12 protein-coding genes are annotated in these 13742 nt (G+C 68.8%); 5 read left to right on the top strand and 7 right to left on the bottom strand.

Annotation, left to right across the window (positions count from 1 at the left end):
- Positions 1-8: 8 nt before the first annotated feature.
- Positions 9-857, bottom strand: a complete 849-nt coding sequence (locus DEH84_RS16585) for an ion transporter (RefSeq protein WP_109037937.1) — start codon at positions 855-857, stop codon at positions 9-11.
- A gap of 78 nt (positions 858-935) precedes the next feature.
- Between DEH84_RS16585 and DEH84_RS16580 the strand changes: the two genes are divergently transcribed.
- Positions 936-2042: a homocysteine S-methyltransferase family protein gene (locus DEH84_RS16580; protein WP_109037935.1), complete on the top strand. Its 1107-nt coding sequence runs from the start codon at positions 936-938 to the stop codon at positions 2040-2042.
- 26 nt (positions 2043-2068) lie between these two features.
- Here the strand turns inward: DEH84_RS16580 and DEH84_RS16575 are convergent, their stop codons facing one another.
- From DEH84_RS16575 to DEH84_RS16565, 3 genes are read right to left on the bottom strand one after another with little or no spacing between them, the layout of a single operon-like run.
- Positions 2069-3532: a sensor domain-containing diguanylate cyclase gene (locus tag DEH84_RS16575; RefSeq protein ID WP_109037934.1), complete on the bottom strand. Its 1464-nt coding sequence runs from the start codon at positions 3530-3532 to the stop codon at positions 2069-2071.
- Positions 3533-3547: 15 nt separating this feature from the next.
- Positions 3548-3994: an rRNA maturation RNase YbeY gene (gene ybeY / locus DEH84_RS16570; protein WP_109037932.1), complete on the bottom strand. Its 447-nt coding sequence runs from the start codon at positions 3992-3994 to the stop codon at positions 3548-3550.
- Between the two features lie 58 nt (positions 3995-4052).
- Positions 4053-5105 (bottom strand): PhoH family protein, encoded by a 1053-nt coding sequence (locus DEH84_RS16565; protein WP_109037930.1) that lies wholly within the window; start codon positions 5103-5105, stop codon positions 4053-4055.
- A gap of 134 nt (positions 5106-5239) precedes the next feature.
- On the opposite strand from DEH84_RS16565, the gene DEH84_RS16560 reads away from it, so the two are divergent.
- The 4 genes from DEH84_RS16560 (at position 5240) to DEH84_RS16545 (ending at position 9607) form a co-directional block, all read left to right on the top strand.
- Positions 5240-7354, top strand: a complete 2115-nt coding sequence (locus tag DEH84_RS16560; protein WP_109037929.1) for a sensor histidine kinase — start codon at positions 5240-5242, stop codon at positions 7352-7354.
- A gap of 33 nt (positions 7355-7387) precedes the next feature.
- Positions 7388-8050 (top strand): response regulator, encoded by a 663-nt coding sequence (locus DEH84_RS16555; protein ID WP_109037927.1) that lies wholly within the window; start codon positions 7388-7390, stop codon positions 8048-8050.
- Between the two features lie 98 nt (positions 8051-8148).
- Positions 8149-8724, top strand: coding sequence for a Holliday junction branch migration protein RuvA (gene ruvA, locus DEH84_RS16550; protein WP_109037926.1), 576 nt, complete (start codon positions 8149-8151; stop codon positions 8722-8724).
- Between the two features lie 40 nt (positions 8725-8764).
- A complete protein-coding gene (locus DEH84_RS16545) occupies positions 8765-9607 on the top strand; it encodes a M14 family murein peptide amidase A (RefSeq protein WP_245932625.1) in 843 nt (280 codons plus the stop codon).
- A 21-nt stretch (positions 9608-9628) separates the two neighbouring features.
- On the opposite strand, the gene DEH84_RS16540 is transcribed toward DEH84_RS16545, so the two are convergent.
- Genes DEH84_RS16540 through gabT form a run of 3 tightly spaced genes read right to left on the bottom strand, consistent with a single transcriptional unit; the run spans position 9629 to position 13716 of the window.
- On the bottom strand, positions 9629-10900 hold the full coding sequence (locus DEH84_RS16540; RefSeq protein ID WP_109037924.1) for a Glu/Leu/Phe/Val family dehydrogenase: 1272 nt from the start codon (positions 10898-10900) through the stop codon (positions 9629-9631).
- Positions 10901-10910: 10 nt separating this feature from the next.
- Entirely contained in the window at positions 10911-12365 is a 1455-nt protein-coding gene (locus tag DEH84_RS16535) for an NAD-dependent succinate-semialdehyde dehydrogenase (protein WP_109037922.1), read from the bottom strand.
- A 34-nt stretch (positions 12366-12399) separates the two neighbouring features.
- The gene (gabT, locus tag DEH84_RS16530; protein WP_109037920.1) at positions 12400-13716 is read right to left on the bottom strand and encodes a 4-aminobutyrate--2-oxoglutarate transaminase; all 1317 of its coding nucleotides are present in this window, start codon (positions 13714-13716) and stop codon (positions 12400-12402) included.
- Between the last annotated feature and the right edge of the window lie 26 nt (positions 13717-13742).

Here is a 13742-nt window from a genome sequence, read left to right as displayed (position 1 = left end):
ATCGGCCGTCAGTCATGCTGCCATTCGGGCAGATCGGCGCCGCAGCGCAGGCAGTAGTTCGCCTCGGGCGGGTGGCCCTCCGTCAGGCAGCGCTGGCAGGTGCGTGTGGTCGGCCGGCCGAACGTGGGGCGCTGCATGGCGAGCTCGGTCGTCACGATGCCGGTGGGCACCGCCAGCACACCCCAGCCCAGAATCATCATCAGTGACGAGATCAGGCGGCCGAGGTCCGTCTTGGGCGTGATGTCGCCAAAGCCCACCGTCGTCATCGTGGTCACCGCCCAGTACATGGCGGTGGGGATGCTGGTGTAACCATTGGCCGGCCCTTCCACCACGTACATCACCGTGCCCATGATGAGCACCACCATCAGCACGAAGGACAGGAAGACCATGATCTTGCGCCGGCTGGCGACCAGCGCGCGGCCCAGCGCGTTGTACTCCGACACATAGCCCGTCAGCTTGAAGATCCGGAACACCCGCATCAGCCGCAGGATGCGCACGTCGATGAAGAAATGCGCCTCGGGCACCAGCAGCGCCAGGTAGGTCGGCAGCACCGAAATCAGATCAATGATCCCGTAGAAGCTCAGGGCGTACGTCAAGGGGCGCCGCACGCACAGCAGCCGCAGCCCGTATTCGACGGTGAAGATGAGCGTGAACAGCCACTCCAGCGCATCGAACAGGCCGCCGGCATGCGCCTGCAGCGTCGCCACGCTGTCGAGCACGACCACCGTCACGCTCAGCAGGATCAGCCCGATGAGGGTCTGGTCGAAGCGCCGACCCGCCACGGTGTCGGCTTCGAAGATGATGGTGTAGAGGCGCAGGCGCCATCCATCCAGCGGCTTGTCGATGTCCTTGTCCATGGGGAGGATTGTGGGGTTTGCGGACGACGCCCATCCTGCGCGAGGGCAAGGGCCGGCGCAACTCTCTAAAATGGCCGGATGAACACGCCCGCCCGAAACGCTGAGGCCCGCACCCGCGAGCCCGTCGAACGCCGCCCTTACACCCGCGCCGCGCAACTGCCCGAGATCATGCGCCAGCGCATCGTGGTGCTCGACGGCGCCATGGGCACCATGATCCAGCGCTACAAGCTGACCGAGGCCGACTACCGCGGCACCCGCTTTGCCGAGCACGGCAAGGATCTGAAGGGCAACAACGAGCTGCTGCAGCTGACCCGGCCCGAGGTGATCCGCGAGATCCACGAGCAGTACCTGGCCGCCGGCGCCGACCTGATCGAGACCAACACCTTCGGCGCCACCACCGTGGCGCAAGACGATTACGAGCTGCCCGAGCTGGCTTACGAGATGAACCTCGTGGCCGCCCGCATGGCGCGCGAGGCGTGCGACAAGTACAGCACGCCTGACAAGCCGCGCTTCGTGGCCGGCGCCATCGGCCCGACGCCCAAGACCGCCAGCATCAGCCCCGACGTGAACGACCCGGGCGCCCGCAACGTCGATTTCGACACGCTGCGCCAGGCCTATTACGAGCAGGCCAAGGCGCTGATGGAAGGCGGCTGTGACGTCTTCCTGGTCGAAACCATCTTCGACACGCTCAACGCCAAGGCCGCCATCTTCGCGATCGACGAGCTGTTCGAGGACACCGGCGAGCGCCTGCCCATCATCATCTCGGGCACCGTGACCGATGCCTCCGGCCGCATCCTGTCGGGCCAGACCGTCAGCGCCTTCTGGCATTCGGTGCGCCACGCCCACCCGCTGGCCATCGGCCTGAACTGCGCGCTGGGTGCCACGCTGATGCGCCCCTACATCGAGGAGCTGGCCAAGATTGCCGGCGACACGTATGTGAGCTGCTACCCGAACGCGGGCCTGCCCAACCCGATGAGCGACACCGGCTTCGACGAGACGCCCGAGATCACCGGCAGCCTGGTCGAGGAGTTCGCGAAGGCGGGCTTCCTGAACATCGCGGGCGGCTGCTGCGGCACCACGCCCGATCACATCGCCGAGATCGCAAAGCGCGTGGGGCAGTGGAAGCCGCGCTGCCTGCATGACGGTGGCACCACCGGCTTTCTGAGCGGCCTGAAAGCCGCCTGAGGCTCAGCGGCCCGGTGGCGGGCCGCTCAGGTCGACCGCCGATCGGCCATGGCCCGGCGGTCGTGGCCCAGCCGCACATAGTGGCGGCGTTTGGCCTCGTACATTGCCTGGTCGGCCCGGTGCAGCAGTGCCTCCATGCGCTCGCCGTCCTGGCTCGTGGCCCAGCCGATCGACACGCTCAGTGTGTGCCCCGCGTGATACTGGTTGTTGAGTGCCAGCAGTTCGTGCACCTGCTCCACGGTGAACTCGGCGTGCCGCGCGTCGGCGCCGGGCAGCAGGATGGCGAACTCGTCGCCGCCCAGCCGTGAGGCGGTGGCCGGCCGCTCCACCGCCTTGCGCAGCACCTCACCCAGCCGGCGCAGCAGCGCATCGCCGCCCGCGTGCCCGAACTCGTCGTTCGTCTGCTTGAGGTCGTTGAGGTCGAGCACGATGACGCTGGCGGGCCACGGCCCGCGCCGTTCGATGCGCGCCAGCTCGTCCATGAAGAAGCCGCGGTTGCGCAGCCCCGTCAGGGCGTCGTGCTGGCCCAGGTACTCCAGGTAGGCCTCGGCCTTCTTGCGGGCGCTGATGTCCGTCAGCGACACCAGCACCTGGTCCCAGCTGTCCTCGTGGCCCGGCAGCACCGAGAACTGCAGGTACACGTGCAGCTTTTCGCCATCGAGTGCATAGTTCACCACCTCGCGCTGCTGGAACAGACGGCCGTGCCAGAGCTCGATCAGCTGCTCCGCGAAGTGGGTGCGCATGTCGCCGCGGAACACCTCATCGAGCCGGCCCAACAGCGTGGCCTTGTCCGCCGCGCGGAACATCTCCAGCGTCTGCTGGTTGACGTCGAGCACGCGGATCTCCTGCATGCAGCGCAGGACGAAGTCGGGGTGCACGTCGAGGAAGACGCGGAAATCCTCGATGTCCTGCCGACGGACCTCGTCGAGCAGCTTGCGCACGCCGCTGAAGTCTTCCACCCACAGCGAGACCGGCGAATGCTCGAACAGCCCCTTGGCGTACAGCTCGCTGCGGCGCAGGGCCTGCTCGCCGCGGGTGCGCTCGGTCACGTCCTCGATGGCCAGCAGCACGCGGCTCCAGGTGGCCTCGTGGCCGGGCAGCACGTTGGCCCGCAGCGTGATGGCGAGCCGCTCGCCATGCAGGGTGTAGTTCACCGTCTGGCTGCGAAAGTGCGTCTGGCCCGACCACAGCTGCTCCAGCTCCCACACGAAGTTGTGCAGCATGTCGTCGCGGAACACGCGGTGCAGGTTGGCTGACAGCTCGGCCAGGTCGGCGGCGCCATAAAGGTCCAGGGTGTGGCGGTTCACACGCAGCAGGCGGATCGCGGCGGCGCATTCGGCGGTGCGCTCGGGGTGCCCGCTCAGATGGGCACGCAGGTCCTCGACGCGCTCGGCGCGCCAGCGGTCGAACAGCTGCTTGAGCGCGCTGTAGTCCTCGAGCCAGAGCGACACCGGTGCCAGCTCGAACATGTCTTCGTACAACTCACCCATGTCTGCTCCTGTTGCTCAGGCTTCCGCGCCATAGGGGTCGGCAAAGCCGAGCGCCGCCATCACCTCGCGCTCACGCGCTTCCATGGCCTGGGCCTCGTCGTCTTCGAGGTGGTCCCAGCCCTGCGCATGCAGGGCGCCGTGCACCAGCATGTGGGCGTAGTGGGCCTCCAGCGTCTTGCCCTGTTCCTCGGCCTCGCGCTCGATCACCGGCGCGCACAGGATCAGGTCGGCCATGACCACGGGCTCGGTCGCGTAGTCGAAGGTGAGCACGTTGGTCGCGTAGTCCTTCTGCCGGTAGTCGCGGTTCAGCGTCTGCCCCTCTTCGGCATCGACGATGCGCACTGCCAGCTCGGCATCGCCTTCGAGGGCGGCCTTGAGCCAGCGGGCCACCTTGTGGCGGGGGAGGATGTCGCGGTGACGCTTGTCGGCGAACTGCAGGCTCAGGCTCAGGGAAGGCTTCATGCGGGGAAGGGCAACAACCGGGAAAGGAAAGACGGTGGCGTGCGGGACGGCGGCCGGCTCAGGCGGACGGGACGTCGGTGGGGCGGGCGGGGGCGGCGGCCGCAGGCGCCACGGGCTCGCTGGCCTGGGCCGCCTCGTAGGCCTCCACGATGCGGGCCACGAGCGGGTGGCGCACCACATCGGCCGCCGTGAACCGCGTGAACGACACGCCGCGCACCCGCTTGAGGATGCGCTCCGCCTCGATCAGGCCGCTCTTGGCGCCGCGCGGCAGGTCGATCTGGCTGACGTCGCCCGTGACCACCGCGCGCGAGCCGAAGCCGATGCGGGTGAGGAACATCTTCATCTGCTCGGGCGTGGTGTTCTGCGCCTCGTCGAGGATGATGAAGGCGTGGTTCAGCGTGCGACCGCGCATGAAGGCCAGCGGGGCGATCTCGATCAGGCCCTTCTCGAAGGCCTTGCCCACGCGGTCGAAGCCCATCAGGTCGTACAACGCGTCGTACAGCGGACGCAGATAGGGGTCGACCTTCTGGGTCAGGTCGCCCGGCAGAAAGCCCAGGCGCTCACCGGCCTCGACCGCCGGGCGCGTCAGGATGATGCGCTGCACGGCGCTGCGTTCCAGCGCATCCACCGCACAGGCCACGGCCAGAAAGGTCTTGCCCGTGCCGGCCGGCCCGATGCCGAAGCTCAGGTCGTGCGACAGGATGCTGCGCAGGTAGCCCACCTGGTTGGGCGTGCGGCCTTGCAGGTCGGCGCGGCGCGTGTGCAGCACGGGGCCCTCGGCCGACTCGTTGGGCAGCGGCGTCACCGCGTCCGTCGGAGAATCGCCCTTGCGGGGGGCTCGGGCACGCTGAAGCTGTGAGAGGCTCGAGGTGATGGCAAGCTGAACCAGTTCGGCACCCAGCGGCCGGTCGGCGCGGGCATACAGGGCGTCCAGCAATTCGGCCACGACCTTGGGGGCCCCCCGGGCGCCCTCGATGCGGAACTGCTCGGCACGGCGGTTCACCGTCACGCCGAACGCGGCCTCGATGCTGCGCAGGTGTTCGTCCAGCGGACCGCACAGGTGGGCCAATCGGGCGTTGTCCGGGGGAGAGAAGCTGTGTCGCAGGAGCATGGAGGCGCTGGATTCCGAAGAAAGGCGGCAAATTGTCGCCTGCCGGTTGGTTTCAGGTGTGACTTATCTTGCGAAAATCAGCCCTTGTGCCGCTTCCCTCTGGAAGTGGCGGGGCTTTGGAGTTGTCCTTGAGCATGTTGCATCGTTGGTGGCAGTCCTGGGCCCAGGGCCGGAAGGCCGGGTCGACCGGGTCGACCGAGTCGGCTGTCGCCGTTCAAGAGGGGGTCTCCCCCACCGTGTCCACGCTGTCATGGCGCCGGCTTGCCTGGCTGGGCGTGCTCGGCCTGATGCTTGCCACGGTGGCAGCTTACGCCATGCTGGCCCTCAACCGCGAGGCTGTCCGAATCAGCCACCCTGGTGTCGTGTCGGCCAAGGACGGCGTGCGCAGCCTGGATGAGGCCTGGTCCGTCGCCAGTGATGCGCCGCAGTTCCCGGCGCTGGCGCCCGGCCGCATGCAAGCCCTGCCCGACGAGTGGGCCGCCAGCCGGCCTGGCTACCAGGGCGGGGTCTGGTACCGCTTCCGCTTCGACCACACGCCGTCCGGGGCCGATCCCCTGCAGGCGGTCTACATCGAGCGGGCCTGCTCCAACGTCGAGGTGCACCTCAATGGCGAACTGGTGTGGCGCGGCGGGCGCATGAGCGATCCCTACACCCGCAACTGCTACCGCACCCACCTGGTGCCGCTGCCCGTGAGCCTGCTCAAGCCGCGCGAGAACGCGCTGGACATCAAGGTGGTGGGCTACCCGGTCGAGCGTGTGACGGCCCGCCAGCGTGCCGGGGGCCTGGCCGCCGTGCGGGTGGGGCCGCTGCAGGAAATCCGCCAGCTGGCCGATCAGCAGACCTTCTGGACCAGCACCATCGCGCAGGTGCTGGGTGGGTTGCTGGCGGTGCTGGGGCTGTTCGCCCTGGGTCTGGCCTGGGTGCGCAAGCTGGGCTATCTGGTGCATTTCGGCCTGCTGACGCTGGGCTGGGCGCTGATGACCGGGCGCCTTTTTCCGCTCGACGTGCCCATGCCGAACGCCGCACAGGAGGTGCTGATCGCGATGCTGTTCGCGCCCATGGCAGCGTTTGCCGTCAAGTTCCTGCTGGGCTACGCGGGGCACGGGGTGCGCTCGGGCTCGCCGCAGCAGGGCGGCCGCGTCAACGCGGTGCTGTGGGCCCAGTGCGTGCTGATGCCGGCCAGCCTGCTGCTGCTGGGCGTCGACCACCTCTTCCTGGGTGCGCGACTCTGGTATGTCGTCTTCTCGCTCGAGATCTTTGCCGCCATCGCCTACTTCCTGTGGGAGGCGGGCAAGGGCCGCCGTGCCGAGTTCTGGCTGATGTGCGTGGCGCTGGGCGTGGTGGCGGCGGTGCTCGGCATCGAGCTGTCCTACCAGGCGGGGCTGCTGCGGCTGTGGGGCATCCATGTCACCCACTTCGTGATGCCGCTGCTGTACGGCGCGGTGGCGGTGCGCCTGATCCAGGTGTATGCCCGCGCGTTGCAGACCGCCGAGGGCGCGCGCCAGCAACTGGAGCGCCGCGTGCACGAGATCAGCGTCGAGATCGAGCGCAACTTCAACCAGATTGCCGAGCTGCGCGTCGAACAGATCGCCGAAAAGGAGCGCAAGCGCATTGCCTCCGACCTGCACGACGACCTGGGCGCCAAGCTGCTGACCATCGTCCACACCTCGGACAACGACCGCATCTCCACGCTGGCGCGCGAGGCGCTGGAAGAAATGCGCCTGTCGGTGCGCGGCCTGACGGGCCGGCCCATGGTGCTGTCCGACGCGCTGGCCGACTGGCGCGCCGAGGTGGTCTCCCGCCTGGGGCAGGCCGGCATCGAATGCGAATGGCGCAACCCCAACGAGATCGTCGAAGAGCCGCTGTCTTCGCGCACCTACGTGCAGACGACGCGCATCCTGCGCGAGGCCGTGAGTAACGTGATCAAGCACAGTGCCGCCTCGCACGTGGTGATTGCCGCCGACGTGCAGCTCGAACGCCGCGAGTTCCTGCTGGTGATCCAGGACAATGGCAAGGGCATCCCGCTGGAGCTCGACGGCCGCCTGGACCGTGGCCACGGCATGACCAGCATGAAACACCGCGCCAAGCAGCTCAGCGGGCAATGCCTGGTGGAGTCCGGGCCGGGCTTCGGGACGGTGATCCGTCTCACCTTGCCGCTGGAAATGGCCACACTGCAACAAGTTCGCGCCGCCGGCATGTCGATGCCGGGCAGCGCTGCTAGCATGCGTAGCAATGCGCCCCCGCATTGAGCGCCCCAACCGATCGACGTGAGGACCCCCGTCATGAAGCAAATCCTTCTCCTGGAAGACCTGCCGGAGATCCGAGCCTGGCTCAAGACCCTGGCACTTCAGGTGTTTCCCGGCGCGCAGATCAACGAAAGCGCCCGCATCCACGATGCGCTGGAGCTGGTCAATGCCGTGCGCTTCGACGTTGCCATGATCGACCTCGGCCTGCCTGATGGCTCGGGCGTCGAGGTGGTGCAGGCCCTGCGCGAGAAGCAGCCGGACGCCCAGTCGGTCGTGGTCACCATCCACGACGACGACGACCACCTGTTCCCGGCGCTGCAGGCCGGCGCCTTCGGCTACCTGCTGAAGGAGCAGTCGCGTGAGCAGCTGTCGGAGCAGCTGCATCGCATCAGCCAGGGCGAGCCGCCGCTGTCTCCGTCGATCGCGCGCCGTGTGATCCAGTACTTCACGGCCCAGGCCCGCCTGCAGCCGGCCCACCCGATCGACACCGTGACGCCGCACGTGCAGCTCACCGAGCGCGAGAACGAGGTGCTGCTGCGCGTCGCCAAGGGCTTCACGCTGCCCGAGATCGGCCAGCAGCTGAACCTGTCGCGCCACACGATCGCCGACTACGTCAAGCAGATCTACCGCAAGCTCAACGTCTCATCGCGTGCCGAGGCCGCGCTGGAAGCCCAGCGCCTGGGCCTGTTCCGTCGCTGAAGCGGTCCCTTCTTCCTGGCGGCGCGGCCCTGACGGGCTCGCGCCGCTTTGTCTTTGAAGCCGGCGTCCGGGCCGGTCCGAACTGAACCCTGCTGCCCATGATTGCCCGTCTCGTTGGTGAACTCGCCGGCAAGTCCCCGCCCTACGTCCTCGTCGACGTGCACGGCGTGGGCTACGAAGTGCAGGTGCCGATGAGCACCTTCTACAACCTGCCCGAGTTGGGCGGCAAGGTGACGCTGCTGACGCAGTTCATCGTGCGCGAGGACGCGCAGCTGCTGTTCGGCTTTCTCACGGCCGGCGAGCGCGAGTCGTTTCGCGAGCTGATCAAGATCAGCGGCGTGGGGCCCCGCATCGCGCTGGCGCTGCTGTCCGGGCTCAGCACCGAAGAGCTGGCCCAGGCTGTCGCGGCACAGGAGGCCGGCCGGCTGGTGAAGGTGCCGGGCATCGGCAAGAAGACCGCCGAGCGCCTGCTGCTGGAGCTCAAGGGCAAGCTGGCGCCGGCCCTGACGGCACCCGACTGGACTGCGGGTAGCGACGCGCAGGGGGACATCCAGCAGGCGCTGATCGCGCTGGGCTACTCGGACAAGGAAGCCCAGGCGGCCCTCAAGCAGCTGCCGGCCGATGTGTCGGTGAGCGACGGCATCAAGCTGGCACTGAAGTCGCTGGCGCGTTGAGGTCGGGGGGGCCGTGCCGGTTTGCGGCATGATCTCGGCCATGATGGTGTCGAGATCCTGGATGAGCCTGGCGGGTGCCGCCCTGCTGGTGGCCGGTGTGCTGGCGGCCCCGGCTGCGGCCGCGCCCCTGACCGCGCGCAACTTCTGCAACATGGCCGTCAAGCGCCTGCCCAGCGTCAGCCTGGCGCTGTGTCAGGAGGCCGAACTGGCGCCCGGACCGGGCCGCTCGGTGCAGGGCAGTGCGCTGCTGCAGCGCGACGTCGTGTCACCGAATGCCCGGCTGCGTGTGCTGGTCATCGGCGGCATCCATGGCGACGAGCCCTCGTCGACCTCGCTGGTGCTGCACTGGATCCGCTCGGCGGTCGAGACGCCGTCGAACATCCACTGGCGCTTCGTGCCGCTGGTCAACCCCGACGGCATGCTGAAGGCCTCGCCCACGCGCACCAACGCCAACGGCGTGGACCTGAATCGCAATTTCCCCACCCCCGGCTGGGACAAGGAAGCGACGCACTACTGGCACAAGCGCACGGGCAAAGACCCCCGCCGCTTTCCGGGCCGCACCCCGCTGTCCGAGCCGGAAAGCCGCTGGGTGCACGACGAGATGGCGCGCTGGAAGCCGGACCTGATCGTGTCCGTGCATGCGCCGTATGGGGTGCTGGATTTCGACGGGCCCACCGTGCCGCCCAAGCGCCTGGGGCGGCTGTACCTGGATCAGGTGGGCATCTTCCCGGGCAGCCTGGGCAACTACGGCGGCGTGCACAAGAAGGTGCCGGTGGTGACCATCGAGCTGCCCAGCGCGCTGCGCACCCCGCAGGACGCGGAGGTGCGGCAGATGTGGCTGGACTTGCTGCGCTGGACGGCCGAGCGGCTGGGTGCCGATTGAGCCCTCGAGCGCCCTGGCGGCTCAGGGGTAAAGACCCCGCTCCTGCCGGGCGCTGAGGATGCGCTCGCAGGCCACCGCGAAGGCCGCGGTGCGCAGCGGGATGCGGTGCAGGTCGGCCCGGTCCCAGATGGTCGCCAGCGCGTCGCCGACGATCTTGTCGAGGCGGGCGTTGATTTCGTCTTCCGTCCAGAAGAAGCTCGAGAAGTCCTGCACCCACTCGAAGTAGGACACCGTCACGCCGCCGGCGTTGCAGATCACGTCGGGCACGACCAGCACATTGCGCTCGCGCAGCACGTCGTCGGCCGCCGGCACCGTGGGGCCGTTGGCGCCTTCGAGCACCAGGCGGGCGTGCAGGCGGTTGGCACGCTCGGCGGTGATCTGGCCTTCCAGCGCAGCGGGGATCAGGATGTCGCAGGGCACGTCCCAGAACTGCTCGGCGGGCAGCGGCTCGGCGCCGTGCCAGCCGGCCACGCCGCCGGTGTGGCGCACGTGGGCCTGCAGTGCGCCCACATCCAGCCCACCCGGTGCGTACACCGTGCCGCTGTGGTCCTGCACCGCCACGACGCGCGCGCCGGCCTGGGCAAACAGCTCGGCGGCCACGCTGCCGACGTTGCCGAAGCCCTGCACGGCGATGCGCGCGCCTTCGAGCGACAGGCCCAGCCGGCGGGCGGCCTCTCGCCCGGTGACGAACACGCCACGGCCCGTGGCCTTCACGCGGCCCAGCGAGCCACCCAGGTCCAGCGGCTTGCCGGTCACCACGCCGGTCGATGTGGCGCCGACGTTCACCGAGTAGGTGTCCATCATCCACGCCATGACCTGGCTGTTGGTGTTCACGTCGGGCGCCGGGATGTCCTGCTGCGGGCCGATGATGATGCCGATCTCGCTGGTATAGCGGCGGGTGACGCGCTCGAGTTCCTTGCGGGTCAGCGAGCGCGGGTCGACGCGGATGCCGCCCTTGGCGCCGCCATACGGCAGGTTGACGGCGGCGTTCTTCACCGTCATCCAGGCCGACAGCGCCATCACCTCTTCCAGGGTGACGTCGGGGTGGTAGCGCACGCCGCCCTTGCCGGGGCCACGGCTCAGGTTGTGCTGCACGCGGTAGCCCTCGAAGTGGCGCACCGTGCCGTCGTCCATCTCGATGGGCACGTCGACGATCAGCGCGCGCTTCGGGCGCTTGAGGGTCTCGGCCCAGCGCGACAGCGAGCCGAGGTAGGGCAGCACGCGGTCCACCTGGGCGAGGTAGGTGCCCCAGGCGCTTTCCGGGCCGGGGTTGACGTAGGAGAGGTCGCTCATGGTGTGATCCTCACAGACCGGCCAGCGCCACGTACTTCGTCACCAGGTAGTCTTCGATGCCGTGACGCGAGCCTTCTCGGCCCAGGCCCGATTGCTTCACACCACCGAAGGGCGCGACCTCGTTGGAAATCATGCCGGTGTTGACCCCGACCATGCCGTACTCCAGGGCCTCGGCCACGCGGAAGATGCGGCCGACGTCGCGGCTGAAGAAGTAGCTGGCCAGGCCAAACTCGGTGTTGTTGGCCAGGGCGATCACTTCCTCATCGGTGTGGAAGCGGAAGACGGGTGCCAGCGGGCCGAAGGTCTCTTCGCGGGCCACCTTGGCGTCGGCCGGCACATCGGCCAGCACCGTGGGCTCGAAGAAGGTCTTGCCCAGGTCGGCACGGCGGCCGCCGGTCAGCACGCGGGCGCCGCGGGTCACGGCGTCGTCGATGTGGTCCTCGACCTTGGCCAGCGCGGCGCGGTCGATCAGCGGGCCCTGCGTCACGCCGGGCTCCAGGCCGTTGCCGACCTTCAGGCCCTGGACGGCCTCGACCAGCTTGGCGGTGAAGGCGTCATAGACCTTGTCGTGCACATACAGGCGGTTGGCGCACACGCAGGTCTGGCCGGCGTTGCGGAACTTCGAGGCCATGGCGCCCTGCACGGCGGCGTCGAGGTCGGCGTCGTCGAACACGATGAAGGGCGCGTTGCCACCGAGTTCCAGCGACAGCTTCTTGATCGTCGGGGCCGATTGGGCATAGAGCAGGCGGCCCACTTCGGTCGAGCCGGTGAAGCTGAGCTTGCGCACCACCGGGCTGGTGGTGAGCGCGCCGCCGATGGCGCGCGGGTCGCCCGTCAGCACCTGCAGCACGCCACCGGGGATGCCGGCGCGTTCGGCCAGCACGGCCAGGGCCAGCGCCGACAGCGGGGTCGACTCGGCCGGCTTGACGATGATGGGGCAACCGGCGGCCAGGGCCGGGGCCACCTTGCGGGTGATCATGGCCAGCGGGAAGTTCCACGGCGTGATCGCGGCGCACACGCCGATGGGCTCACGCAGCACGAGCAGGCGGCGGTCGGCCAGCGGGCTCGGGATGGTTTCGCCGTACAGGCGCTTGGCCTCTTCGGCAAACCACTCGATGAACGAGGCCGCGTAGGCCACTTCACCGCGGGCTTCGGCCAGCGGCTTGCCCTGCTCGACCGTCATCAGCACGGCCAGGTCTTCGGCATGCAGCTGGATCTGCTGCAGCCAGGCCTGCAGCAGCGCCGCGCGGGCCTTGGCCGTGAGCGCACGCCAGGCGGGCCAGGCGGCGTTGGCCGCGTCGATGGCACGCTCGGTTTCGGCGGCGCCCATGCGGGGCACCACGCCGACGTGCTCGCCGGTGGCCGGGTTGTCCACGGGGAAGGTCTCGCCGTTGTCGGCGGCCGCCCACTGGCCATTCAGCCAGGCGCGGTCGCGCAGCAGGCTCGGGTCTTTCAGGAAGCTCATGCGGTGATCCTGTGTGTGCGTGGCGGGGGTGTGATCAGGCCTTGGCGGCCAGGATGGCGCTTTGCAGAATGTCGAGGCCTTCGTTGAACACGGCGTCCTCGATGGTCAGCGGGTGCAGGAAGCGGATGACGTTGCCGTACACGCCGCACACCAGCAGCATCAGACCGCGGGCCAGGGCCTCGGTCTGCACGCGCTTGGTGAAGGCGGCATCCGGCTCGCCGGTGGCGGGGTTGTGGAACTCGACGGCCACCATCGAGCCCGGGCCGCGCACTTCGGCGATCTGCGGGGCGTCAGGCTGCAGCTGGCTCAGGCGCTGCTTGAGGCGATCGCCCAGCACGGTGGCGCGGGCGTTCAGGCCTTCGCTGTCGATGATGTCGAGCACGGCATGGGCCGCGGCCACGGCCAGCGGGTTGCCGGCGTAGGTGCCGCCCAGGCCGCCCGGCTCGGCGGCGTCCATCACCTCGGCACGGCCGCACACGCCCGACAGCGGCAGGCCGCCCGCCAGGCTCTTGGCGAAGGTGATCAGGTCCACCGGGGTGTCGTACTGGTGCGTGGCGAACAGCGTGCCGGTGCGGGCAAAGCCGGTCTGGATCTCGTCGGCGATCAGCAGGATGCCGTGCTCGTCGGCGATGCGGCGCAGGCCGGCGACGAAGTCGGCCGGGGCGGGCACGAAGCCGCCTTCACCCTGCACGGGCTCGAAGATGAAGGCCGCCACGCGCTTCGGATCGATGTCGGCCTTGAACAGGGCTTCGACGGTCTTCAGCGCATCGGCGGTGGTGATGCCGTGCAGCGGGTAGGGGAAGGGCGCGTGGTAGACCTCGCCCGGGAAGGGGCCGAAGCCGCGCTTGTAGGGCACGACCTTGCCGGTCAGCGCCATGCCCAGGAAGGTGCGGCCGTGGAAGCCGCCGTTGAAGGCGATCACGCCCGGGCGGCCGGTCGAGGCGCGGGCGATCTTGATGGCGTTCTCGACGGCTTCGGCGCCGGTCGTGAAGAAGGTGGTCTTCTTGGCGAAGTTGCCCGGCGTGCGGCGGTTGATCTCTTCAGCCAGGGCCACGTAGCTGGGATAGGGCACGACCTGGAAGGCGGTGTGCGTGAAGCGGTCGAGCTGCTGCTTGACGGCCTCGACGATCTTGGGATGGCAGTGGCCGGTGTTGAGCACGGCGATGCCGCTGCCGAAGTCGATGTAGCGGCGGCCTTCGATGTCCCACAGCTCGGCGTTGCGTGCACGGGCGGCGTAGAAGGTCTGGGCCACGGCCACACCACGCGGCGTGGCGGCGTTCTTGCGGGCGACCCAGTCGGCGTTGGGGCCGTCAAAGAAAGCGGGCTGGAGCTGGAAGTTCGTGCTGGACATGGTGTGACAGATGAAGAGGGAGTGGT

It is taken from the genome of Aquabacterium olei, from assembly GCF_003100395.1.
Classification (GTDB): Bacteria; Pseudomonadota; Gammaproteobacteria; order Burkholderiales; family Burkholderiaceae_C; genus Aquabacterium; species Aquabacterium olei.
This window is presented reverse-complemented; position numbering and strand designations above follow the sequence as displayed.

Excerpts from the sequence above, each read along its gene's own strand:
- DEH84_RS16535 (WP_109037922.1), bottom strand. The coding sequence starts at position 12,365 with ATGAGCTTCCTGAAAGACCCGAGCCTGCTGCGCGACCGCGCCTGGCTG.
- DEH84_RS16585 (WP_109037937.1), bottom strand. The coding sequence starts at position 857 with ATGGACAAGGACATCGACAAGCCGCTGGATGGATGGCGCCTGCGCCTC.
- DEH84_RS16580 (WP_109037935.1), top strand. The coding sequence starts at position 936 with ATGAACACGCCCGCCCGAAACGCTGAGGCCCGCACCCGCGAGCCCGTC.
- DEH84_RS16555 (WP_109037927.1), top strand. The coding sequence starts at position 7,388 with ATGAAGCAAATCCTTCTCCTGGAAGACCTGCCGGAGATCCGAGCCTGG.
- gabT (WP_109037920.1), bottom strand. The coding sequence starts at position 13,716 with ATGTCCAGCACGAACTTCCAGCTCCAGCCCGCTTTCTTTGACGGCCCC.
- DEH84_RS16545 (WP_245932625.1), top strand. The coding sequence starts at position 8,765 with ATGATGGTGTCGAGATCCTGGATGAGCCTGGCGGGTGCCGCCCTGCTG.
- ybeY (WP_109037932.1), bottom strand. The coding sequence starts at position 3,994 with ATGAAGCCTTCCCTGAGCCTGAGCCTGCAGTTCGCCGACAAGCGTCAC.
- DEH84_RS16565 (WP_109037930.1), bottom strand. The coding sequence starts at position 5,105 with ATGCTCCTGCGACACAGCTTCTCTCCCCCGGACAACGCCCGATTGGCC.
- DEH84_RS16540 (WP_109037924.1), bottom strand. The coding sequence starts at position 10,900 with ATGAGCGACCTCTCCTACGTCAACCCCGGCCCGGAAAGCGCCTGGGGC.
- DEH84_RS16575 (WP_109037934.1), bottom strand. The coding sequence starts at position 3,532 with ATGGGTGAGTTGTACGAAGACATGTTCGAGCTGGCACCGGTGTCGCTC.
- DEH84_RS16560 (WP_109037929.1), top strand. The coding sequence starts at position 5,240 with ATGTTGCATCGTTGGTGGCAGTCCTGGGCCCAGGGCCGGAAGGCCGGG.
- ruvA (WP_109037926.1), top strand. The coding sequence starts at position 8,149 with ATGATTGCCCGTCTCGTTGGTGAACTCGCCGGCAAGTCCCCGCCCTAC.